This is a genomic window from Pseudomonas sp. AC242 (assembly GCF_979258655.1).
The window spans coordinates 2,547,323-2,571,727 of record NZ_OZ409873.1; the positions used below are offsets into that span (position 1 = coordinate 2,547,323).

Annotated in this window: 13 protein-coding genes; 9 read left to right on the plus strand and 4 right to left on the minus strand. The window is 62.1% G+C overall.

Annotated elements, in window-relative coordinates; translation table 11 throughout:
• Positions 1–47: 47 nt before the first annotated feature.
• Together ACZZ0A_RS11510 and ACZZ0A_RS11515 are read right to left on the minus strand one after the other, a co-directional pair.
• Positions 48–1,382 (minus strand): ATP-binding protein, encoded by a 1,335-nt coding sequence (locus tag ACZZ0A_RS11510; protein WP_463543100.1) that lies wholly within the window; start codon positions 1,380–1,382, stop codon positions 48–50.
• A complete protein-coding gene (locus ACZZ0A_RS11515) occupies positions 1,382–2,101 on the minus strand; it encodes a response regulator (protein ID WP_463543101.1) in 720 nt (239 codons plus the stop codon). The genes ACZZ0A_RS11510 and ACZZ0A_RS11515 overlap by 1 nt, the downstream gene beginning before the upstream one ends.
• A gap of 147 nt (positions 2,102–2,248) precedes the next feature.
• Here ACZZ0A_RS11515 and ACZZ0A_RS11520 point away from each other — a divergent pair, with 147 nt between their 5' ends.
• The 4 genes from ACZZ0A_RS11520 (at position 2,249) to ACZZ0A_RS11535 (ending at position 5,698) form a co-directional block, all read left to right on the plus strand.
• On the plus strand, positions 2,249–2,566 hold the full coding sequence (locus ACZZ0A_RS11520; RefSeq protein ID WP_414917186.1) for a hypothetical protein: 318 nt from the start codon (positions 2,249–2,251) through the stop codon (positions 2,564–2,566).
• Entirely contained in the window at positions 2,566–3,225 is a 660-nt protein-coding gene (locus tag ACZZ0A_RS11525) for a DUF3313 domain-containing protein (protein WP_463543102.1), read from the plus strand. Before ACZZ0A_RS11520 ends, ACZZ0A_RS11525 begins: the two co-directional genes overlap by 1 nt.
• A gap of 249 nt (positions 3,226–3,474) precedes the next feature.
• A complete protein-coding gene (gene proP, locus ACZZ0A_RS11530) occupies positions 3,475–4,977 on the plus strand; it encodes a glycine betaine/L-proline transporter ProP (RefSeq protein ID WP_463543103.1) in 1,503 nt (500 codons plus the stop codon).
• 127 nt (positions 4,978–5,104) lie between these two features.
• Positions 5,105–5,698 (plus strand): DUF502 domain-containing protein, encoded by a 594-nt coding sequence (locus ACZZ0A_RS11535; protein WP_123375300.1) that lies wholly within the window; start codon positions 5,105–5,107, stop codon positions 5,696–5,698.
• Here ACZZ0A_RS11535 and ACZZ0A_RS11540 read toward each other — a convergent pair whose 3' ends face one another.
• Together ACZZ0A_RS11540 and ACZZ0A_RS11545 are read right to left on the minus strand one after the other, a co-directional pair.
• A complete protein-coding gene (locus ACZZ0A_RS11540) occupies positions 5,699–6,265 on the minus strand; it encodes a hypothetical protein (RefSeq protein WP_463543104.1) in 567 nt (188 codons plus the stop codon).
• A gap of 1 nt (position 6,266) precedes the next feature.
• Positions 6,267–7,055, minus strand: a complete 789-nt coding sequence (locus ACZZ0A_RS11545; RefSeq protein ID WP_463543105.1) for a DUF2092 domain-containing protein — start codon at positions 7,053–7,055, stop codon at positions 6,267–6,269.
• 251 nt (positions 7,056–7,306) lie between these two features.
• Between ACZZ0A_RS11545 and ACZZ0A_RS11550 the strand changes: the two genes are divergently transcribed.
• Genes ACZZ0A_RS11550 through ACZZ0A_RS11570 form a run of 5 tightly spaced genes read left to right on the plus strand, consistent with a single transcriptional unit; the run spans position 7,307 to position 24,396 of the window.
• Entirely contained in the window at positions 7,307–18,619 is an 11,313-nt protein-coding gene (locus tag ACZZ0A_RS11550; protein ID WP_463543106.1) for a VCBS domain-containing protein, read from the plus strand.
• 45 nt (positions 18,620–18,664) lie between these two features.
• On the plus strand, positions 18,665–20,203 hold the full coding sequence (locus ACZZ0A_RS11555) for a TolC family protein (protein WP_038361564.1): 1,539 nt from the start codon (positions 18,665–18,667) through the stop codon (positions 20,201–20,203).
• Positions 20,184–20,957, plus strand: a complete 774-nt coding sequence (locus tag ACZZ0A_RS11560; RefSeq protein ID WP_007913315.1) for an efflux RND transporter periplasmic adaptor subunit — start codon at positions 20,184–20,186, stop codon at positions 20,955–20,957. The genes ACZZ0A_RS11555 and ACZZ0A_RS11560 overlap by 20 nt, the downstream gene beginning before the upstream one ends.
• A complete protein-coding gene (locus ACZZ0A_RS11565; protein WP_007913317.1) occupies positions 20,954–22,300 on the plus strand; it encodes an efflux RND transporter periplasmic adaptor subunit in 1,347 nt (448 codons plus the stop codon). Before ACZZ0A_RS11560 ends, ACZZ0A_RS11565 begins: the two co-directional genes overlap by 4 nt.
• A complete protein-coding gene (locus ACZZ0A_RS11570) occupies positions 22,300–24,396 on the plus strand; it encodes an HlyD family efflux transporter periplasmic adaptor subunit (RefSeq protein WP_463543107.1) in 2,097 nt (698 codons plus the stop codon). Before ACZZ0A_RS11565 ends, ACZZ0A_RS11570 begins: the two co-directional genes overlap by 1 nt.
• Positions 24,397–24,405: the final 9 nt, after the last annotated feature.

Sequence of the window (24,405 nt, forward strand, 5' to 3'; positions counted from 1 at the left end):
TTTTTATAATTTCATGAAAATCTACAGAATAAATTTCACGCCAGCAACTATCCGTTACGCGGCAACTCAACCCGCGCCAGCAATCCTTGGCCGCTACGGTTGCTCAACGTCAGTTCTCCGCCCTGCTCGCGCACAATCGCCCGCGCCGCCGACAGCCCCAAGCCTACGCCCCCGGTGTCGCGGTTGCGCGAAGCCTCCAGGCGAAAGAACGGATCGAACACCTGCTCCAACGCCGCTTCGGGGATACCGGGGCCTTCGTCGCTGACCTCGATACAGATCGAATACTCGTCACGCGTCAACGTAATGCCCGGACGCTGCGCATACTTCAGCGCATTCTCCAGCAGATTGACGATCACCCGTTTGATCCCCAGCGGTCGCCCTTCGTACACCAGATGCGCCGGGCCATCGAAATCGACATTGATGTGCTGATCGCGGTAGTCGTCGACGATGGTTTGCAGCAGCTCCGACAGATCGAATGCCGTGGTCTGCTCGCGGTGCGTGTCTTCGCGGAAGAACGCCAGCGCGGCGTTGATCATCGACTGCATCTCTTCAACGTCGCGAATCAATTTGCCCTGATGATCGAGGTCTTCCATGAATTCACTGCGCAAACGCATGCGTGTCAGCGGTGCGCGCAGGTCGTGGGAAATTGACGCGAGCATGTGCGTGCGCTCGGCGATGAAGTGCTGGATCTGTGCCTGCATGGTGTTGAAGGCGATGATCGCCTGACGAATTTCGTCGGGGCCTTCGAGTTTGATCGGCGGTGCGCGCAGGTCAGTGCCGAAGCGTCTGGCGGCACGCGTGAAACGCTGCAACGGATTGGCCAGTTGCCGGGTGGCGACCCAGGCGACGAGCAATGTGGCAATCAGTCCCAACGCGATGACGATCACAATACGCACGCCAAATTCCAGCCCCCAACTGCGCTCCGGCGGGATAAATGACAACCAACTGCCATCGACCAATTGCACGACGGCGGCGTAATGCGCCTGGGGACTGCCATTCGGCCAGTCGCCTGGGCTGAACACCTCGATTTTTCGATCATTGCCCAGCAGTTGCTGCAGCACCGGCACCCTGCTCGCTGGCAGGCGAAGGCCGTCATTGGGCAGATCGAAATCCGCGCGCTGTGCTTGCCACGACACGTGCAGCATGGCGCTGCTCGCGGCGGCGGCCAGTTGCGGGCGCAGGTTGGCCGGGGCCGCTTCGATCACCCGCGAGGTCGCGGCAATCTGTTCCAGCAGGCCGGTGCGTTCAATCGGTGGCCGCGCCCAGATGCCGGCGACTTGCACGAACAGCGCATTCAACGCCAGTGACGCGACCATCGCCGCCACGATGGTCAGGGCGATGTGCCGGCGCAGGGTGTCGCCGCGCAACAGTCGGCGGATCATCAGCGGCTGACCTTGGCAGTGAACAGATAACCGCCGTTGCGCACCGTACGAATCAGGTCCGGGCGCTTGCTGTCCGGTTCGATCTTGCGGCGCAGGCGGCTGACTTGCACATCGATGCTGCGATCGAAGGCGTCATGGCCGTGGCCGTGGGTCAGGTCGATCAACTGTTCGCGGGTGAGAATGCGCTGCGGGTGATCGAGGAAGACCATCAGTAAATCGAACTCGCCGCCGGACAGCGGAATCATCACGTTTTCCGGCGAGCGCAATTCGCGACAGGTGATGTCCAGATGCCAACCGGCGAAACCGATCACCGGGCGTGAAGGCTCGACCGGGCTGCGCTGTTCGCCAGCGCGGCGCTGCAAAGCACGTATGCGAGCGAGCAATTCCTGCGGGGCGAAAGGCTTGGTCAGGTAATCGTCGGCGCCCAACTCCAGACCGACAATGCGATCGCTCAGCTCGGCCATGGCCGTGAGCATGATGATCGGAATGCCCAGCTGCGCGCGCACCTTTTGGCACAGGCTCAGGCCGCTTTCGCCGGGCATCATCAGGTCAAGAATGATCGTGTCCGGACGGTTCTGCGCGATCGCCGCCCACATGGCCTCGCCGTGCGGCGCCACGTCGACTTCATAGGCGTGCTGCACGAAGAACTTCTTCAGCAGCGCGAGAATTTCCACGTCATCGTCGACGAACAGCAGTCTGCTCACAGTTACAGAATCCATGCACCAAAAAAAGCCAATCTAAAGCCATTTCGCCGCCCGGGTCATTTATTTCAATCGAGCAACATTCCTACCCGCCAGACATCAAGCGGACATTCTCTGGCAAAACCTCGCGGGCATTCTGCGGCCATTCCAATCCAGGGGGTTCGCATGAAGCTATTGAACGACAACCATTGCGCCGGGGGGCACAACAGCAATCGTCCCTTGATCCTCAGCCAGCGCACCGCGGCGCTCGGCCCTGATACGCCGATCGTGTTTCAGGAGTCGTGCCTGAGCGTGTCCAGCGATCAGAGCCGGATCGTCCTGCGCCGCTACTTCGAGCAGTTCAGCCCGACCAATGCGCACTGGGTCGAATACGTCCACAGCATTGCCGCCGCCGACCTGATCCAATGGATCATGAGCCACGGCCAGTTGCACATCGAATGCTCGGACAGCATCGCCACGCAACCTCGCAAGGAAACCCGTTAATGACCCGCACGCATTCGCTGTCGCTGGCCCTCGCCACCACCCTGAGCCTGTCGGCCTGCAGCAGTAACAAGGTCGAACACAGCGGTTTTCTGCATGACTACAGCGTGTTGAGCGAGCGCCAGTCACCGTCCGGTCAGCCTGTATTGGCGTGGGTCAGCCCGGCCCTCGCCCGGGGTCGATACACGCAGGTTTATCTGGCGCCGAGCCAGTTTTACCCGAGCGCCGAGCCGACTCTGCGAATTCCGCTGAGCACATTGTCTGGGGTCACCGACTACTACGACGCCGCGCTCAGGCTGGAGTTGGGCAAGGTCATGCATCTGGTCAATCAACCGGGGCCGAATACGCTGGTGGTGCGCCCCGCCATCACCCAAGTGGCGACCAGCACTCAGGGTTTGCGCTTTTATGAGTGGCTGCCCGTCACCCTCGTCGCTGCGGGCGTAAGCACGGCGACCGGTATCCGTGATCAGGACAGTCAGGTCGCTACCGAGGTGTCGTTCGAGGACGGTTCGACCGGCGAAGTGATTGCCGAAGTGGTGCGCAAAGGCACCGGCGTGCCTTTGGAGAACGACCAGCAGGTGCTGACTGCTGATGACGTCAAAGTCGTGCTGGATGGCTGGGCCAGCGACCTCGGTAAATCCTACGCAACCCTGCGCCGGTAACCACATTCCCCTGTAGGAGCTGCCGAAGGCTGCGATCTTGTTGGGACGTGGAGCGTCCCCGGCTGCATTCCCACGCAGAGCGTGGGAACGATCAATCGCAGCCTTCGGCAGCTCCTACACAGGTGCTTCAGGAAAAAAAGCACCGAGCAGTGAATTATTTCGTGTCCTCATGTATCTGAGCCAAAGAGTACGCGCCATCAAAAAGATGGCATCTACGCGGCACGATGGATCAGCCAAGAGAAGACCCGGATGAAATCACGCAAGAAAACCGTCAAGCCGATCGGCCTGAACGACATCACCATTGTCGACGACGCCAAGATGCGCAAGGCGATCACCGCCGCCGCACTGGGCAATGCCATGGAATGGTTCGACTTTGGTGTCTACGGCTTCGTCGCCTATGTGCTCGGCAAAGTGTTCTTCCCCGGCGCCGACCCCGGCACGCAAATGATCGCCGCGCTGGCGACCTTCTCGGTGCCCTTCCTGATCCGGCCGCTGGGTGGCTTGTTCTTTGGCGCTCTGGGCGACAGGTACGGACGACAGAAAGTCCTCGCCGCGACCATCGTGATCATGTCGCTGAGCACCTTTGCCATCGGCCTGATTCCGTCCTATGCCTCGATCGGCATCTGGGCACCGATCCTGCTGTTGCTGGCGAAAATGGCTCAGGGTTTCTCGGTCGGTGGCGAATACACAGGCGCTTCGATCTTCGTCGCCGAATATGCCCCGGACCGTAAACGCGGGTTCCTCGGCAGTTGGCTGGACTTCGGCTCGATCGCCGGTTTCGTGCTTGGTGCCGGGGTGGTGGTGTTGATCTCGACGACGCTGGGCGAAGCCAAGTTCGAGGAATGGGGCTGGCGCCTGCCGTTCTTCCTCGCCCTGCCGCTGGGCATGATCGGTCTCTACCTGCGTCACGCCCTGGAAGAAACCCCGGCGTTCCAGCAGCACGTCGAAAAGCTTGAGCAAGGCGATCGCGAAGGCCTCGCCGGCGGACCGAAAGTCTCGTTCAAGGAGGTCGCGACCAAGCACTGGCGCAGCCTGATGACCTGCATCGGCGTGGTGGCGGTGACCAACGTTACTTACTACATGCTGCTCACCTACATGCCGAGTTACCTGTCGCACAACCTGCACTACAGCGAAAACCGGGGCGTGTTGATCATCATCGCGATCATGGTCGGCATGCTCTTCGTGCAGCCGGCAATTGGCTTTATCAGCGACAAGATTGGCCGCAAACCCTTCATCGTTGTCGGCAGCATCGGCCTGTTCATTCTGGCGATCCCGGCGTTCATGCTGATCAACAGCGGCAAGATCGGGTTGATCTTCGCCGGCCTGCTGATGCTGGCCGTGTTGCTGAACTTCTTTATCGGCGTCATGGCCTCGACCCTACCGGCGATGTTCCCCACGCACATTCGCTACAGCGCGCTGGCAGCGGCTTTCAACGTTTCAGTGCTGATTGCCGGTCTGACGCCGACCGTGGTCGCGTGGCTGGTCGAGAGCACCAACGATCTGTACATGCCGGCGTATTACCTGATGGTCATCGCCGTGGTCGGTCTGGCCACCGGCGTGACGATGAAGGAAACCGCCAACAAGCCGTTGCGTGGCGCTGCGCCGGCCGCCTCCGACCTTGAAGAAGCGAAGGAACTGCTGCAAGAACACCACGACAACATCGAGCAGAAAATCGAAGACATCGACGCCGAGATCGCCGCGCTGGAAGCCAAGCGCAAAGAACTGGTGCAGCAGCACCCGCGGATTAACTGATTCCGCGCAACCATCGCAAACCCGGCACTGGCCGGGTTTGTGCCATCTGCAGCACGGGCGCCGCGGCGCTCATTCCTTTTTTATCAGCTAGCCTTGAATCCGGTCGCACGTCATTCAAGGAGCCGTCATGTTCAAGTTCATCAAGACCACCGTGATCGGCGGGCTGTTGTTCATCCTGCCGCTGGTGCTGATCGTCGTGCTGATCGAAAAAGCCATCCACCTGCTGCGCGGGCCGGTCGAGAAGTTGTTGCCGATGTTCAAAGGCTATGACGTCGCGGGCGTGACATTGGTGAGTGTGGCGACGTTGTTGGGTCTGATTGTGCTGTGTTTTCTCGCCGGGCTGCTCGCACGCACCTCAGCGGCAGCGCGGGCCATGGAAGCCACTGAAAACAAGCTGCTGAGCAACTTGCCGGGGTACCAGTTGTTCAAGGACACCACGGCACGCTTCGCCGGGCTGGAAAATGAAGACGGTTCCAAGGTTGGAATAATTGCCGAAGGCGAAGGTTTTCGGTTGTGCCTGATCGTTGAGAGCGTGGATGACTGGCTGACGATTTTCATGCCCGACGGAGGACCGGCCGGCGGTACCGCCGGTGAAGTGCGGTTGGTCCCGGCCGCACACGTCATTAGCACCGACCTGTCGTGGCTGACCCTGGCCACCGGCTTGCGCCGTGGCGGTCGTGGCATGCTCGCGCAGATGCAGCCGTGGGTGCCGAAAGCCTGATCACGGCGCGTTGACCACCACATACGTCACATCACTGCCCTGATACTGCGGCTGGTACCAGGTCGAGCCGCACTGCATGTAGGCGACGTTGTAGCGAATCACCTGCACACAACTGCTGGGCATTTGCGCCGGGGTAAAGATCGCGCCCACCACCGCTGCCGTGACCGCCACGGTGGCCGTCACTGCCGCCGCCGTCGCTACCGGATGGTAGTGATCGTCGTAGCCATAACGGCCATGGCCGTCGACATCAATATCGACATCGCGACTGTTGTCGATGTTGACGTTGCGGTTGCCGTTGTTGACGTACCTGCGATTGCCGACATTGTTGCCGGCGTTGACCCGATTGCCCGAATTGACCCGATTACCGGCATTCACGTGATTGGCGCGTTGCGGCGCATTGATCCGCTGCGCCCGTTGCGCGTTCGGCGCCGGCGCGCGGTTGACGTTGGCGCGGGCATGGCCCTGAGCGCGTTGCCCCCGGGCATCGGCTTCGGTGACATATCCTGCGGTCAGCAGCGTGGCGGCGGCCAGCGATAACAACAGACTCCACGTTATCGACTTGTTCATGTCACTGCCCTCCCTGATCACTGGCTTTTTTAAACGCAATCGCCACATCGCCTTTGCCCGGTTTGAAGGTGAATTGCGTGTCCGGAATGGTCGGCTTGAGGTTCCACTGATACACCGCGCTGTACTCGGGAAAGCTCTTATCGTCGGTGGTGGTGATCACCAGTTTGCACGGCAAGGGTTTGTCGGAGCGGGTCAGCCACAACTGCCAGTCAATACCTTCCTGGCGAAACGCCAAATGATCACAGAGCTGGCCCTTGATGACCGACGGCCCTACGTACAGTGCGGCTTTCAAGGCATCGATCTGCGCCTGATCACTGCCGAACAGAAACAGGTCCTCCATCGGCACCTGCACACCGTAGTAGCTCTCGACCTTGTGCAGGGTTTCCGCGACGGTGGTCGGCGCATCAACGGTGGTGTAGTACTTCAGGTACGGCGAATACTGGGTGAGCTTCTTGCCGTTATAGAAGAACTCGCGAGTGCGCACATCGCCTTCGCTTTTCGCATACAGGCGATCATGGCCGACCACTTTCAGGGTGTTGGCGGACTCGGTCTTGATCTTCTGCCCGGACTCCAGAACCGTGTCGCGCGAGACTTGGGCATCGACCTGAAATTTCGGCAGGCTGCGCAGGTAATTGCCCATATCGATCAGCTTGTCGACCACTTGCGGGTTGATCAACGGCGCATCGTCTGTGGCCTCGGCAGCGGGCGCAGGCGGCGGGTCTTCAGCGCGGGCTCCCGGCGCGAGCACCAGCGTGAACATCAGGCAGACAATACTGGCTGGGGCTTTCATCGGTTGCGCTCCTGTCCCTGCGTTGGGCGTTGCGCCGCATGGGCGACTGACTGACCAGCCTAGACCTCACCCTTGCTGTGCGCCAATACGCACAGACACACCGCGCATTGATGGCAATAGGCTGTTATCGCGCCCCGTTGCAAGTCCCTGAAGTTCGCTGGAAAAGCGTAAGAAACGTCCTACGCTGAATTTGTCCGTCGCCCGGCGTCGGTACTCATTGGATGGATTCAGCAGGCAGTACGAGGCCGATCATGCAAGGTTCACGCAATGGATTGTCCGGCGCCCATTGGCGCCCGCAACGTCAGTCACTGGCGTTGGAACCGAGAATTCTGTTCGACGGCGCCGCCGCTTCGGCGGCCGCCGATCAACATCACAGCGATCCCGCCGCGCCACCGGCCGCGGTGGACGCCCAGGTTCCTCACAGCACGCCCACCGAGGGCCGCGCCAGCGAGCCAGCACCTTCTGCTGCACGCAGTTTGCTGGTGATCGACAGCCGCATTGAAAACCGCGATCAACTGGTCGCGCAGTTGCCGGGTAATGTCACCGCGATTGTGGTGAATGTCGGCGAAGACGGTCTGGCGGCGATCTCTGCGGCGTTGGCGCAACTGGGCAAGGTCGATTCGATCCAGATCATGTCCCACGGCGCCTCCGGGCAATTCACCCTGGGCAACCGCACGGTCAGTTCGGACAACATCGACTCGCTGGGCAAGACCCTCGGACAATGGCGCAACAACCTGACCCAAGGCGCGGACATTCAGCTCTACGGTTGCGATGTCGGCGCCGGTGCGGCCGGGCAAACCCTGGTCAGCGAACTGGCACGCTGGACCGGCGCCGATGTCGGCGCCTCCAGCAATGACACCGGCAGCAGCAAGGCCGGCGGCGACTGGACCCTGGAAACCCGCGTCGGTGACCTCGACAAGAGCATCGCCATCAGCAGCCTCGCGATGGCGCATTTCGACGGATTGCTGGCCGATGCCGCGCCGACCGCGACGGTGTCCACCGGCGGCAGCGATGTACTGCTTGGCGACCGTTTCACGTTTACCGTGAACTTCAGCAACACCTCGACCCAGGTGGGTTACGCGCCATTCATCAACCTGGCGATGCCGGTCACCGGCAAGGATGGCGACGACGGCGTCAATTTCATTTCGGCCACCTACCTTGGGCAAAACCTCATCAGTCACGTGGTGACCTTCGATGCCAATGGCAACGCCACGCATCCACTGGCCAAAGACGCCAACGGCAACTTCCTGATCATCAACGCCGCCACCTACGGCATGCGCGCCGGCGACAAACTGGTGGTGATCGAGTTGCCTTTCGCCAGCGTCACCAACCAGCAACCGGTGATTGGCGTGCAGATCACCGCCAGCCTGAGCAATCTGGCCGACACGGCGTTTTCCAATGGCAGCCCCGACCTGACCATCCGCGCCAGTGGCGGCTTCGAATTCGGCAATGACGCGCTGGACAACCCGACCAACGATCCGAGCCTGATCCAGGCCGGCACTGCGGCTTTCGTCGTGCACCCGACGGTGATTACCGTCAGCGAAACGATCAATACCCCGGAAGGCGAAACCGCCACCGGCCCCAACTACGTGCGCACGCTGACCCTGTCGGCGACGCCCGCGCCGGGCCAGACGTTGAGCAACGTCGTCGTCACCCAACCCCTGCCCGACAACATCCAGGTCAACTCGATCACCCCCGGCGCTGGCGGTCGGCTGACCTCGATCACTCTGCACGACGGCACCGTGGTAACCAATGCTGCGCAAATCGCTGTGCTGATTGCGGCCAACGACGTCTACATCAATTCGTTCACCGTGGAGTACGCCAGCCTCACCGGCAAGACCGACACCGTGGTCGCGTTCTACGTGCCGGAAGTCGACGCCAACGGTCAACCGGTGATCAACCCGGTCACCGGCGACGCGGTGACCGTGACCCTGGGCCCGCCGACGGCTTCGGGGCAATGGGTGCCACTCGATCCTCGCGACGTCACCGCACCGAACACCACCATCGATTTCAGCGGCACCGGCCAGAGCACACAGTTCATCGCCAAATCGATCACGCTGCTGAAAACCGCAACGATGCAGAACGACATCGGCCACAGCGGCATCAGCCCCGGCGACACCCTGCAATACACCCTGAACCTGGCGATTTCCGACTACTTTGCCTTCGGCAAGGACTTCTTCAACGAAGGCCAACTGGTCATCCGCGACCAACTCAGCGATGGCCAGACCCTCAGCGGCACGCCGACCCTGACGGTGACGATCAACGGTGTCGCGCAGACCATCACCCTGGTCACCAGCGTGGTGAACAATGCCGACGGCAGCACCTCGATGGTGTTCGATATCGCCCAGTCGCTGCGCAATGCGTTCAACAACATTCGCGGCTGGCTCAATGGCGACCTGGCCTTCGACGACACGTTGCAGGGCGCCGTGGTCGCGGTGTTGAGCTATTCGGCCATCGTCGGCCAGACCTACAAGCCGCCTTCAGGCAACCCGCACCCGGACATCAACGAAGGTGACGAACTGGGCAACACCGCCACGGTAGACGGCACGCTGTTGGTCGATCGCTTCAACCTGACGGGCGAGAGCGAAACCGATGGTTCCACCACCACCAGCGTGATCCCTACCAGCAACGTCGATATCAATCTGGTCGAGGTCAATAACGGCGCACCGCCGGGCAACGGTGAACTGCGCCCCGGCGATGAAGTGACCTTCGAGCTGAGCTACGACTTGATCACCGGCGACTACGAGCAGTTCAAACTCACCGCGTACCTGCCGCTGCCGCTGTTCAATGTCAGCGGGATCACCTGGGGCTCGGGCAGTGATGTCGGCCAGTGGCAACTGGGCGCGGGCAATACCAATGCCGGCGGTGTGGTCAGCGTCACCAGCGCCGACGGCAACTCGGTGGTGTTCGATTTCGGCAGTTTTGCCACCAACACCACCACCGGCAGCCGCATCGTCATTCGCTTCACGGTCCGGGTCGGCGATCAGCCATTTGCCGACCAGCGCTCGCTCGACGTCCTCGCACAATCGAGCCAGCAGACCACCCTCACCGACCGCACGCTGATTTCCTCCGACGTTGTCGCGATCGTGTCGGTCGCCGAGCCGGTGCTCAATATCAAGCACGGCGTGGTGTCCGGTTCCAACGGCACGGTGACCGGCACCAGCGGCAGCTGGAATCCGCCGGGCATCACCGGCAAGCCGTTCAATGGCAACGTCACCGACCTGTCGGCGGTCGACGGCAACATCAGCAATATCGACGGCGCCGACCGTTTGCGCCTGGTCACGGCGATTGAAAACAGCGGTGGTGGCGGCGCATTTGACGTCAGCACCAGCATCACCCTGCCCTCTGGCTTGAGCTTTGTCGGCGGCAGCCTGGCGGCGGCCAACCTGCAGATTTATCGCGGCGACGGCACGCTGCTGGTGTTGGGCACCGACTACAGCGTCAGCGGCAACCAGATCACCTTTCTTGATGCGGGTGGCCAGGCCAGTCTGTTGGCCGGGCGCAGCGGCACGGCGGCCGATACCAGCGGCGCCAACGTCGTGGTAATCAGCTATGACGTCGTGGTCAGCGCAACCATTGAGGCCAGTCGCAGCCTGCAATCCACCGCGACCCTGAGCAATTACGCCAGCGTCAACGGCGGTACCGATTTCACCCCGACCGACCTCACCGATCTGGCCAGCCAGCAGATTGCCGCGCCGGTCATCAGCAAAGTCTTTGCCGACGGCACACTGGACAATGGCGACTCCAGCGCCAGCCACACCAATGGCAGCGATCTGGTGGTCGGCGAAAGCATGCGCTACGACATTGTCATCACCCTGCCCGAAGGCACCACACAAAACCTGCGCATCGAAGACCTGATTCCGCCGGGCATGCGCCTGGACACCAGTTTCAACGGTGGCCTTGGCTACCAGATCATCACCACCCGCGCCGGCAGTGGCGCGCTCGGCGCCGATTTCGCCGGCAGCGTGCTGGTCGGTGGTTTCGCCGGGATCGGCGGTACATTGGGCAGCGACGGGGTCGATGGACGCTGGACTTTCAGCGTTTCCAGCGTTTCGGCGGACAACCAGACCGGCAACAACACCTTCGTGATTCGTCTGCAACTGGTGGCCAACAACGTCATTGCCAATCAGGCCAACGTCTCGCTGCAGAACAATGCACAGTTGGTTTACAACGACCCGGATGGCGACACGCCGAACGGTGCGGTCACGCTGGATCGCAACGTTGCCCTGAGCGGTGGCCAACCCACCGTGACCCTGCGCGAACCGACCTTGCAGATCAATCAGGTGATCACCTCGACCTCGGGCCTGGGCGGTTATGACCAGGGCGACACGGTGACTTTCAATATCACCATCACTAACGGCAATGGCAGCACCGATTTCAGTGCGTTCGACATCAGTTTCCTCGACACCCTGCCGACCCAGCTCAGCAACGTCACGCTGGTCGGCGTGCTGTATCAGAACGGCGCCACCAACAACGGCGGGGTTGCCTTCGAAATCGTCGGCGGCCAGTTGCGCACCGCCATCGGCGCCAATATCGACATCGCCAAGGGCGGCAGCATCGTTTTGCAACTGCGCGGCATCGTCAACGCCAGCGCCGCAGCGTTATCTAACATCGCCAACGTCGCCAGCGTGCAATGGACCAGCCTCGACGGCGGCAATGCCGGCGAACGTACCGGCGTTGATGGCGTGCTCAATGGCGGCACGCTCAACGATTACCGTAACCTGTCGACTTTGTTGATTCCTGTGGCTCAGGCCATCGAAATATCCCGTGTCGGTGGCCTGCCGGACACGGCGGCGCCGAACCCTACCTCCGCAACCGTCGAACAAGTCACCGTCGGCGAAGTGATTCGCTACCGCGTGGTGGTGCTGGTGCCCGAAGGCAACAACCCCAACTATCAGGTGCAAATCACCCTGGCCAACGGCTTGCAGTTCATCTCCCCGGATGCGCTGGTCAATGCCCTGCGCATTGCGTTCATTTCCAACGGCGGGCTGACCAGCGACGCCAACCTGATCGTCGGCGGCACGCTGAATATCGACGGCAACGAAAACAGCCCCGAGGCCCTGCCGATCACCGCCGACCTGTCAGGTCTGGCGCCGCAAGGCATCTTCGACCCCAGCCGGCTGACCGTCGTCACCAACCCCGATGGCAGCCAGGTTGTGACGTTCAACCTCGGCAACGTGGTCAACGGCAATGGCAACGACGACGATCTGGAAGGCATCTCGATCGAGTTCAACGTGCGTGTGACCAACATCGCCGCCAACATTGCCGGCGCGCAACTGGCGGTGACCGCACAGGAAATCGTCAACGGTGCCGGGCGTGCGGTCAGTGACACGGTGTTTGAACGGGTGGTCGAGCCGAGCTTCAGCGGCCTCGACAAGCAGATTGTCGCGTTCAACCCAAACCCTGCCGGCAGCACCGGCAACGCGACGGTGCAACTGAGCTTTACCCAGAACGGCGGCCTGCCGGCGTTCGATGCGCGCGTCAGCGACGGCTTTGCCGGCGGCAGCAATTACACCCTGCTCAGCGTCAGTATCAATGGCGTGAGTTACGGCCCGGGCAACCTGCCGGCGGGAATCAGCTTCAGCACCAGCGGCGGTTTGAGCGTCAACTTCGATCAACTGAATGTCGGCGCGCAGATTCAGGTGCGCTACTCGGTCGACTTGCCGAACTCGACGATTATCGCCAGCAGCAACGCGACACTGACCTGGAGCAGCCTGCCCGAAGACTTCACCAGTTGGGGCGGCAACAGCGTCGGGGTCGATGGTACCGCCACCGGCGAGCGCGACGGCAGCGCCGTCGGCCCGAACCAGTACATTTTGCGCGACACCGCCGGGCTTGGCGTGATCACCGGCACCTTGTGGAACGACACCGCCAGCCCGACCGCCAGCGCCACACCGGACGGCGCCGGTCTGGCCGGGCAAATAGTGACCCTGACCTGGGCCGGCGCCGACGGCCGCCTCGACACTACTGCCGACAACCTGCAATTCACCACCACGACCGATGCCAACGGCCAGTACCGCTTCGGCGTGTTGCCGCTGGGCGTGTTCCGTATCGATGTGCCCGCAGGGTTGGTCAGTTACCCGCAACCGGTGGGCGATCTGCGCGTGCGCGTCGACAGCGATGCCGGCACTCTCGGCCAGATCACAATCACGTTGGGCGATGCCGACACGCAAAGCGCCAACGCCGGTTACGTCGAACAGAACGACGCGCCGGTCAACACCCTCCCCGGCACGCAAAACGGCCTGGAAGACGTGGTGCTGAATATCGGCGGCATCAGCGTTGCCGATGTCGATGCCAGCCGTGATCCGAACGTCAACGACCGCGCCATCAGCGTCATTCTCACGGTCACTCACGGGACACTGTTCCTCGGCGCGACAGTGCCGGGCGTCACGATCAGCGGGGCCAATACCGCGAGCATGACCCTGACCGGCAACCTTGCCGATATCAATACCGCGCTGGCCAGCCTGCGTTATCTGGGCAATGCCAACTTCAACGGCACCGACACCCTGACCGTGCTCAGCAACGATCGTGGCAACTACGGCGATGCCGATGGCGACGGTATTCCCGGCACGGCCGCCGATGCGCTGACCGACACCGACACCCTGCAAATCGTCCTCGCCGCCGTCAATGACAACCCGGTCGGTGTCAACGACAGCGCCACGGCACTGGAGGCAGGCGGCAGCAACAACGCTTCCGCTGGTATCGACCCACGCGGCAATGTGCTGAGCAATGACACCGACGTCGACATCGCCACCAACGCCGACCAACTGCACGTGGTTTCGGTCGGCCCCGGCGCCGGCATTCAGACGCCGGTGCTCGGTGTCACCGTGATCAATGGCCTGTACGGTCAGTTGGTGATTGGCAGCAACGGTTCGTACCAATATGTCGTCGATAACAACAATGCGGCCGTGCAGGCCTTGCGCGTGTCGGGCCAGACCTTGCAGGACAACTTCAATTATGTGCTCGCGGACCTTGCCGGTGAGACTTCGACGGCGACGCTGACTGTCACCTTGCAGGGCGCCAACGATACGCCGCAGGGCATCGACGATGACGGCGTGGCCGTCGAGGCCGGCGGTGTCAACAACGGCACACCGGGCAGCGATGCCACCGGCAATGTGTTGACCAATGATCAGGACGTCGACAGCGCCGCCAATGGCGAAACCCGCACCGTGACCGGCATCCGCCCGGTGGCCGAGGCCGGTTCTGGCAACTTCACGGCTGTCAGCGGCGCTACGGCGATTACCGGGCTCTACGGTACGTTGACCATCAATCCCGACGGCACTTACAGCTATGTGGTCAACAACAGCAACGCCACGGTTCAGCGGCTCAGCGCAGGTCAACAATTGGTCGAGTTCTTCAGCTATCGGCTGACCGATACCGGTGGGCTCGACGATGTCGCGCAACTGCGCATCGTCATTCAGGGCGCCAACGACAACCCGGTTGCCAGCGATGATGCGGCGTCGGCACAAGCCGCGTCGAGCAATGGCGCAGCCTCGGAAAGCAATCCGAGCGGCAACGTGATTCAGTTCCCCAGCCGCCCCGGACCGATCACCCAACCCGGCGGCAACGGCGTCGATCAGGACGTCGATGCCAATGACCAGCCGAGTAGCCAGTTGCTGGTCAATGGCGTGATCAACAAAAGCGAAGCCAGTTACAACCCGGCCGTCGACGTGCTGAGCGGTGTGGCCACCGGCACCACCTCAGCCAACGGCACCTTGGTGACAGGCCTTTACGGCACCTTGCGCATTGGCGCCGATGGCTCGTTCTTCTATGACGTCGACAGTACCAATGCAGCGGTCCAGGCCTTGGCGCCAGGGCAGACATTGACCGAGTTCTTCACCTACCGCGTGACCGACACCTCCGGCCTGACCGACACCGCGCAACTGGTGATTACCGTCCACGGCGTCAACGATCCACCCGTGGCGCAAAACGTCATCGCCGTTGCCACCGAAGCCGGCGGGATCAACAACCTGACGCCGGGCGTCAACCCTTCGGGCGACGTCACGGCCAACGATACCGACCCCGATGGCGACCCGTTGACGGTCACGCTGATCAAGTCCGGCGCGAGCGGCGACCCGGGCACACCGATTGCGGTGAATCTCGGCGGCACGGTGATTGCCGGGCTGTACGGCACGCTGACGATTTTCCCCGACGGCAGCTACGTCTATGAAGTCGACAACAGCAACCCTGACGTTCAAGCCTTGCGCCGCAGCGCCGATCTGCTTTCCGAGCGCTTCACCTACACCGTCAGCGATGGCGTCGGTGCTACACCGCAAACCGACACCGCGGAAATCATCGTGCTGATCCGCGGGCAGAACGACAACCCGCTGGCCAGTGATGATTCCGGCGTGGCTATCGAGGCCGGAGGCCTGAACAACAGCCAGCCCGGCCAGGATCCCACCGGCAACGTGCTGGATAACGACGGCGACGTCGACGGCGGCGAAATCCCCGGCGATCTGCCCAATTACGACTATGGCGAGACCCGCGCGGTGTCCTCGGTGCGCACTGGCAGCGAAGCCGGAACCGGTAACGCTGGCGTTCTCGGCACCGAATTGCGTGGCACTTATGGCTGGTTGACGCTGAATGCCGACGGCAGCTACAGCTATCGCCTCGACAACAGCATGGCCGCCGTGCAGGCCTTGCGCGCCGGCAATACGTTGCTCGATGCGTTCAGCTACGAGGTGATCGATGCCGCCGGCGCCAGCGATCGCGCGACGCTGAACATCACCATTCAAGGACGCAATGACACGCCGATCGCGCAGAACGACAGCAACACCGCCGTTGAGGCCGGCGGCTTGAACAACGCCACGCCAGGCACCAATCCGAGCGGCAACGTGCTGAGCAATGACAGCGATGTCGACGGCAACGGCGAAGTGCTCAGTGTCATCGGGATCAATCAAGGCTCGTCGGTGGGCCTGATCGGCAGCGGGTTCAATGGCACCTACGGCGTTCTCACCCTGAACGCCGATGGCAGCTACAGCTATGTGGTCGATAACCTCAATCCGCTGGTCCAGGCGCTGCGCAACAATGCCGACACCCTCACCGAAACCTTTACCTATCAGATCCGCGACCTGGCCGGCGCCACCAGCAGCGCGACGCTGACCATAACCGTGCGCGGGGCCAACGACAACCCGATCGCCAGCAACGACAGTGCCGTGGCGGTCGAGGCCGGCGGAACGTTCAACGGCACACCCGGGGTCAACCCAAGCGGCAATGTGCTGAACAACGACAACGATGTCGATGCCAACGACGCCAAACTGGTCACCGGCATCCGCACGGGCAGCGAAGCGGCCGGCGGTGCCTTCACCACCGTTGCCGGCGCACAGACCTTCAACGGTTTGTACGGCACGCTGACCGTCAACACCAACGGCACTTACAGCTACGTGGTCAACAACAACCTCGCCGCCGTGCAGGCGCTGAAAGTCGGCGATTCGCTGGTGGAAACCTTCACCTATCGCCTGCGCGACATCGCCGGGGCCACCGACACTGCGCAACTGAGCATTCGCATCGACGGCGCCTGGGATGCGCCGGTCGCGGCCAACGATACCGTGCTGGCCGTGGCGGACAACGGCAAGGGCAATGGCGTGAACCCAAGCGGCAACGTGCTGCCCAATGACACCGACGTCGACCAGGGTGACAGCAAGACCGTCACCGGCATTCGTTTCGGCACGGAAGACGCCGGCGGCAGTCTGGCCGGGGTCACGGCTGGCACCGACAACAGCAACGGCACGCTGATCAACGGACTCTACGGGCAGTTGATCATAGGCGCCGATGGCAGCTTCACCTACAACCTCGATTCGAACAATGCGGCGGTGCTGGCTTTGGGGCCGCTGCAATTTCTCAATGAGCGCTTTACCTATCAGGTCAGCGACCGTGGCGGGCAGAACGATCTGGCGGAAATCCACATCATCATTCGCGGGCGCAACATTGCACCGGTGGCCAACACCGACACAGCGACGGCGATCGAGGCCGGTGGCAGCAACAACGATCAACCCGGTCTCAACCCCGGCGGCAATGTGCTGGACAACGACACCGATGCCGAAAGCGATCCGCTGTCGGTGATCGGCATTCACACCGGCACCGTCAACGCTATCGGCGCGGTCGGCAGCGTCGGCACCTCGTTGCGCGGTTTGTATGGCGACTTGCTGATCAATGCCGACGGCAGCTACACCTACACCGTCGACAACAACCTTGCTGCCGTACAGGCCTTGCGTCAGAGCGGCCAGACCCTGAATGAAGTGTTCACCTACACCATCGTCGATCGCTGGGGCGACACCAGTACCGCCGAATTGCGCATCACCGTCGATGGCCGTAACGACACACCAGTCGCCACCGATGACAGCGCCACGGCGATCGAAGCCGGAGGCGTCAACAACGGCACGCCGGGCAGCAACGCCACCGGCAACGTGCTGGACAACGATACGGATGTCGACAGCGTCGCCAATGGCGAAGGCAAACAGGTGCAAAGCGTCAGCAATCAGGCCGGCCAGTCAACCGGTGCCGGACAGGTGTTGATCGGTCTCTACGGGCAACTGACGCTGAATGCCGATGGCAGTTACACCTACGTCATCGACAACAACAATCCCGTGGTGCAGGCCTTGCGCACTGCGGGCGAAACCCTCAGCGAAACCTTCACCTATCGCATGCTCGACGCGGCGGGCGCGACCTCGGACGCACGGCTGACGGTGGTCATTCAGGGCGCCAACGACGCACCGGTCGCGCAGAATGACAGCGGGTTTGCCAGCGATCAGTCCCCTGCCCCGCAAACCACCGGCAACGTGCTGCCCAACGATGGCGACATCGACGGCAATGACAGTCTGGTAGTGGTCGGCGTACGCACCGGTGCTGAAGCCGGTTCCGGCACGGAGGGCGTGATTGGCCAGCCGATCATTGGCTTGTACGGAACACTGGTACTGAACGCCGACGGCAGTTACACCTACACCATCGATCAGAACAACCCTTCCGTACTCGCCGCCGCCGGCCTCGGGCAGATTCTGCGCGACGTGTTCACCTACACGATCAACGACCGTGCCGGCGCCAGCGATCAGGCCGAACTGGTGATCACCCTCGACATCGCCACGCCGTTCATACCGGCACCCGGCGGCAATAACTTCGAGCGTGATCCGAACACTTTGAACCGCAACTTGCTGATTCCTGATCCACAGCCGGCAATCTTCGTCACCCCGGTGGTCGAGCGCGCCGCTGAAATCTCCGAACTCTCGGCCTGGGGCGTCGATGGCAGCAACCTGCGACTGGCGGCGGTCGGCGAGTTCACCAGCGAATCAGTGGGCAATGGTCTGGGCCTGGTGCCGGGGCAATTCGTCGCGCAAGCGGTGCGTACCAGTCGCCTCGAAAGCGAACTGGACCTGCTGTGGATTCAGGGGCGTCAGGGCCGTACCGGTTTGAGCGCCGATGGCTTGTTGAGCGACCCGTCGCTGTTCACCTTGAACCCGGCCGACCTGACACACAGCCCGGCACACGCAGAAAAGCCTCATGAAAAACCACGGGCCAAGGGCTTCAGCGCGCAATTGCGCGATGCAGCGCAACGGCGCACGCCACGGTAAAGCGGTCGACCTGAAGAAAAATTCGAAGAATGCAAAGGAATGAACATGCGCCTACACGCGAACCGGCTTCTCAGTACCGCCATCGCTTCTGCACTGTTGCTCAGTGCTTGCTCATCAACGGAGCCGAAACCCTCCACCGACGAAGAAAACCGTCAACGCATCATCGCCGACCAGTCACGCATGTATTCCGGTCAGGAGCCGGTCACCGCGCCGATCACCTTTTACGAAGCCGCCGCGCGGGCCCTGAAATACAACCTCGACTACCGTCTCAAACTCATGGAAAGCGCGCTTGCCTCGGACCTGCGCGATGTTTCCAGCCATGAAATGCTCCCGCGTCTGGTTGCCTCGGCCGGTTATGCCGGGCGTGACAATGATTCCGGCGGCACCTCGATCGGCATCGAAGACCGTCAGGTCAGCTTGCGTCCATCGACCTCCGAAGAACGCTATCGCGAAGTCTACGGTCTGGGTTTGAGCTGGAGTCTGCTGGATTTTGGCGTCGCGTATTACCGTACCCAGCAGAAATCCGACCAGATCCTCATGGCCGAAGAGCGCCGGCGCAAAGTCGCGCAGAACGTGCTGCAGGACGTGCGCAATGCCTATTGGCGGGCGCTCGGCGCCCAGCGTTTGATGCCGGAAGTCGACAAACTGCTGATGCGCACCCACACCGCACTGACCTCGGCCCGCCAGGCGGAAACCCGTGGCCTGCTGCCGCGTCAGGAAATCCTCGCCTATCAGCGCGCGCTGCTCGATTCGATCTACTTGCTGACCGTGCGCCGGCAGGATCTGGAGTTCGCTCAAGCCGAGCTATCGGCGCTGATGTCGCTGCCGCCGGGTTCGAAAATGATCCTCGCCGACATGCCCGACCCGCCGCTGCCGGAAGTGCGCCAGAGCATGGCGCGGCTGGAACAGCTGTCGTTGGAAAATCGACCGGAAATCATGGAAGAGTGGTACCGCAAACGCGTCAATCAAAAGGATCTGGAGATCGCCAAGGCGCAGCTATGGCCGAACGTCAGCGTCGATTTCGGCTACAAGTACGATTCCAACAAATACCTCTACAACAACGACTGGATGAGCACCGGTCTGCAAGTGTCGATGAACCTGATTCGTCTGCTGCAACTGCCGTCGTTGAACGCGGCGGAAAAATCCCAGAGCGAAACCGACGACACCCGGCGCGTGGCGCTGTCGATGGCGATTCTCACCCAAGTGCGGGTCGGCACCCTGCGCTATCAACTGGCGCGGCAGGAGGTCGAGTTTGCCGAAGACAGCCTGCGCGTCGATCGCAGCCTGCTCGATTATGCGCAAGCGGCGAAAACCGGTGCGTTGGGCTCGGAACTGGAAGTGATTCGCTCCGAGGGACGTTATCTGCTCTCGCGTTATCAGCGTGAAGCGGCGTTCTCCAGTGCGCAGGCCGCATGGGGGCGGATGTACAACTCGGTCGGGCTGGACGTGCTGCCCAAGGAAATCTCGCAACACGACATCAAGACCCTGGCCCGGGAAATCCAGCGCACCTTGAACGAACAAGAACAACAACGTCTGCTCGCTGCCACTTCGCAAGGAACGCCGAATGCGCAAAATCGCCCTTGAGTGCCGTTTCGGGGCCCTGTTGTTGGCCAGTCTGATCGTCCCTGCCCACGCTGAAGAAACGACTTCGGCACCCACACTGGAAAGCGCCAGTGCGATTCGCGTGTTGCTCGCCGCCGAACTGGAAACCACCCTGTCCAGCCAAATGGCCGGCACCTTGGGCGAACTGAAAGCCGGGTTCGGCGAACAGGTCGCCAAGGCCCAATTGCTAGCCCGCTTCAACTGCAATGAAGCCGAAGCGCGCGCGAAAGTCGCGGCGGCGGAGCTGGCCATGGCCAAACAGAACCTGCAGGCCAAACAACAACTGCGCCAACTCAACGCGGTGGGCGATATCGAAGTGTCGATGGCCAACACCGAAGTGCAAAAGGCCGACGGCGCGCGGGCCATGGGCGCGGCGCAAAGCAGTTACTGCCAGGTGCTCGCACCGTTTTCCGGGCGTGTGGCCAAGGTTTACGTCAAGCCTTACCAAACGGTTACGGCCGGCACGCCGCTGTTCGATCTGGTCAGTGACGGTGCACTGAAGGTGCGCCTGAACGTACCGTCCAACCTGCTGAAAACCCTCAAGCCCGGCCTGCCGCTGCAGGTCAGCATCCATGAAACCGGCAAGACCTATCCGGCCCATGTCAGCGGCATCAACTCACGCGTCGATGCAGTAGCGCAAACCGTTGAACTGGAAGCGAAGCTCGACAACAAGTACCCCGACTTGATGGCCGGCATGAGCGGCACCGCGCAGTTCGAGCAAGACGCGCGCCCATGACCATGAACGAGCCGTTGCCTCACCCTCACCTGCTGCTCGAACTCGATGCGCTGCGTGATAAAGCCATGGCCGCTGACTCGCTGAACAGCCTGGCGTTCAGCATGGCCAACGACCTGTACCCGCTGCTGCCCTTTCATCAGGCGCTGGTGTTCGCCCAGCGTGAGTCATCGCTGGAGCTGTTAAACGTCTCGGGGCTGTCACGGCCCAGCGAAGACTCGCCCTATCTGGTGTGGCTGCGGCGCGCCAGTCGCTGGGTCGCGGCGCAAGTACCCGATGCAGAGCCGGTGTGGCTGTCCCAGGACAGCGCCAGTCCACCGCTGGACATCGCCGAAGGCTGGAACGAATGGTGGCCGTCGGGGCTGTGGTGCGTGCCAGTGCAGGATCGCGACAATCAACGGCTGGGCCTGTTGCTGCTGTTGCTGGAGCAGGAACCGCCGGCGCTGTTGTGGCACCACCTCAAGGGGCTGGTCAGCACCTGGGCCTATTGTTGGTCAGCGCTGACCCGGCGCAAGGGCTTGCGGCGCTGGCGACCCAATCGCAAACAACTGCTGCTGGTGTTGATCGTGCTCGCGGCCCTGCTGCTGTTGCCGGTGCGGCAAACGGCTTTGGCGCCGACTGAAATCGTTTCGCGGCAGGCGCAGATCATCAGCTCACCGATTGATGGCGTGATCGAAAAGATACAGGTTCGACCCAATCAACCGGTGGAGGCTGGCACACCTCTGTTTGCGCTGGACGAAACCACCCTGCGCAGCCGCGCTGAAGTGCTCGGCAAAGAGGTCGCGGTGGCAGATGCCGAGTTGCAGGCAGCCAGCCAACGGGCCTTCGATAACCCGCAGAGCAAAAGCGAACTGACCTTGCTCGCCGGTCGCGCGCAGCAACGCCGGGCTGAGTTGGCAGCGGTGCAGGCGCAACTGAAACGTACACAAGTGTTGTCGCCAAAGGCCGGCGTCGCGGTGTTCAGCGACCCCAATGACTGGCTGGGCAAACCGGTGGTGACCGGCGAGCGCATCCTGCAAGTGGCTGACCCGACGCAACCGGCCATGCTGATTCAACTGGCCGTGGCCGATGCCATCGCCCTGGAACCGGGCGCCGAGGTCACGCTGTTTCTCACCGCCTATCCGCTGACGCCCCTCAAGGGGCAGATTCTAGAAACCAGTTATCAGGCGCGGCCCAGCGATGAGGGTGTGGTCGCCTACCGCTTGCTCGCCAGCATTGAGGGCGCCCCCGAACATGCGCGCCTCGGCCTGCACGGCACGGCGAAGCTTTACGGCGGGCGGGTCATGCTCGGTTATTACTTGCTGCGCCGGCCGCTGGCGACGCTGCGCGCCTGGAGTGGCTGGTAATGCTCGACCCGGCCGATCTGCCGGTGCCGCCGCTGCGCGAAGACTTGCGCCTGAGCGAAGCGGCCCACGGCAGCAACGGCGAACCGGCGTGGGTGATTCAGGACACGGTGATCAACCGTTTCTACCGCATCGGCTGGCTGGAATTCGAGTGCCTGCTGCGCTGGGGCCAGTCGCCGCGTCAGATCAGCGAGCAGATCGCCGAAGGCACCGCGCTGAAACCGGATGTCGAGCAAGTCCTCGATTTCCGCCAGTTTCTGGAGCAACACCAGTTACTCCGTGCCGGCCCCGCTGCGCTTGAACGACTCAAGAACAAAAGCGCAGAAGGCAGTTGGCTGACCTGGCGCTGGTGGCTGCACCATTACCTGTTTTTCCGCATACCGCTGCTGCGCCCGCAACAGCCGTTGCAATACCTGGCGCGAACGCTGGGTTGGCTGTTTCATCCGCTCACCGGGATTATCGTGCTGAGCCTGAGCCTGCTTGGGATCATTCTGGTGTTGCAGCAGTGGGATGTGTTCACCAGCGCGGTGGTCGAGTCGTTTTCCACCGAGGGCCTGTTCAGTTTTGCCCTAGCGCTGATCGTCGCGAAAACCCTGCATGAACTCGGCCATGCCTTGGTCGCGACCCGGCTCGGTTTGCGCGTCGGGCACATGGGCATTGCGTTTGTGGTGATGTGGCCGATGCTCTACACCGACACCGGTGAGAGCTGGAAACTCAGCCGTTCACGGCAACGTCTGGCGATCGCTTCGGCGGGAATCGTGACCGAGTTGTCGCTGGCCGGACTGTCGACGCTGGGCTGGGCGTTGTGTGATCCCGGCGCATTGCGCAATGCCCTGCTCTATCTGGCAACCACCAGTTGGCTGTTATCACTGGCGCTGAACGCCAGTCCGTTCATGCGCTTTGACGGCTACTTCATCCTTTCCGATTTGCTCGACTTTCCCAACCTGCATGAACGCGCTTCGGCGCTGGCGCGCGTCACCCTGCGGCGCAATCTGTTGGGCTTGCAGGAAGACTGGCCGGAAACGTTTCCGAGCGGTCAGCGGCGTTTGCTGGTGACCTTCGCAATCATCACCTGGGTTTATCGGCTGGTGCTGTTTCTGGGGATCGCGCTGGCGGTCTATCTGTTTTTCTTCAAGCTCTTGGGGATTTTCCTGTTCATGGTCGAACTGTCGTGGTTTATCGCCCTGCCCGTGATGCGCGAGCTGGGCCACTGGTGGAAAAACCGCGCGGCGATTCCGAGCCGGCGCAAAGTGGCGTTTTACGCGATGCTGCTGTTGATTCTGCTGGGTTTGGCGATGCCATGGCGCACGCAGATCGATGCGGTCGGCGTGGCCCGCGCCGAGCACCAGTTGCGCGTGTATGCGCCCTACCCGGCGCGCTTGCAATCGATTCACCCGCACGGCCCGGTCAAGGCTGGGGAAACCCTGGCTGCCCTGGACGAGCCGGACATCGCCTCGCGCCTGCAATCCAGCGAAGCCAATGCGCGCAGCTATGAGGCGCGGCTGTCCGGGTTGATCGCCGATCCCGGCGGCCTGGCCGAAGACGCCGTGACTCGCCAGCGCCTCAATGTGCAATTCGAAGAAGCCCGCGCCGCCCGCTCGGAAATCGCCCGGCTGAACCTGCAAACGCCGTTTGCCGGGGTTTGGCTGGACGTCAATCCTGACTGGAAAGCCGGGCAATGGGTCGGCCGTCAGGAGTCGCTGGGTATGCTGATTGATCCGCGCAGTTGGCAGGTCGATGCTTATGTCGCGCAGGATCAGGTGCACCGCATGGCTACCGGAGATCACGTGCGTTTCTATGCCGATGGCCAGACCACGCCGTTGTCCGGCCGGGTCGTGCAAATCGGCAGCACCCGCGCCAGTCAGCTGTCGCACCGCATGTTGTCGTCACGCTTTGGCGGGCCCGTGCCGACGACCAATGCCGAACATGCGCTGATCCCGAGCAACGCGCTGTTTCAGGTGTTGATTCAACTGGATGAGCCGCTGCCAAACCTGCGCGAGACCCGCGGGCATCTGAAGATTGAAGGCGAGCGGCGCAGTTTGCTTGCCGACGGCGCGACGCACGTGCTGGCGGTACTGATGCGCGAAAGTGGTTTCTGACAATCCGCT

Bases quoted from the DNA above. Each gene is read 5' to 3' on its own strand.
- ACZZ0A_RS11510 (WP_463543100.1), bottom strand. From the start codon at position 1,382: ATGATCCGCCGACTGTTGCGCGGCGACACCCTGCGCCGGCACATCGCC.
- ACZZ0A_RS11515 (WP_463543101.1), bottom strand. From the start codon at position 2,101: ATGGATTCTGTAACTGTGAGCAGACTGCTGTTCGTCGACGATGACGTG.
- ACZZ0A_RS11520 (WP_414917186.1), top strand. From the start codon at position 2,249: ATGAAGCTATTGAACGACAACCATTGCGCCGGGGGGCACAACAGCAAT.
- ACZZ0A_RS11525 (WP_463543102.1), top strand. From the start codon at position 2,566: ATGACCCGCACGCATTCGCTGTCGCTGGCCCTCGCCACCACCCTGAGC.
- proP (WP_463543103.1), top strand. From the start codon at position 3,475: ATGAAATCACGCAAGAAAACCGTCAAGCCGATCGGCCTGAACGACATC.
- ACZZ0A_RS11535 (WP_123375300.1), top strand. From the start codon at position 5,105: ATGTTCAAGTTCATCAAGACCACCGTGATCGGCGGGCTGTTGTTCATC.
- ACZZ0A_RS11540 (WP_463543104.1), bottom strand. From the start codon at position 6,265: ATGAACAAGTCGATAACGTGGAGTCTGTTGTTATCGCTGGCCGCCGCC.
- ACZZ0A_RS11545 (WP_463543105.1), bottom strand. From the start codon at position 7,055: ATGAAAGCCCCAGCCAGTATTGTCTGCCTGATGTTCACGCTGGTGCTC.
- ACZZ0A_RS11550 (WP_463543106.1), top strand. From the start codon at position 7,307: ATGCAAGGTTCACGCAATGGATTGTCCGGCGCCCATTGGCGCCCGCAA.
- ACZZ0A_RS11555 (WP_038361564.1), top strand. From the start codon at position 18,665: ATGCGCCTACACGCGAACCGGCTTCTCAGTACCGCCATCGCTTCTGCA.
- ACZZ0A_RS11560 (WP_007913315.1), top strand. From the start codon at position 20,184: ATGCGCAAAATCGCCCTTGAGTGCCGTTTCGGGGCCCTGTTGTTGGCC.
- ACZZ0A_RS11565 (WP_007913317.1), top strand. From the start codon at position 20,954: ATGACCATGAACGAGCCGTTGCCTCACCCTCACCTGCTGCTCGAACTC.
- ACZZ0A_RS11570 (WP_463543107.1), top strand. From the start codon at position 22,300: ATGCTCGACCCGGCCGATCTGCCGGTGCCGCCGCTGCGCGAAGACTTG.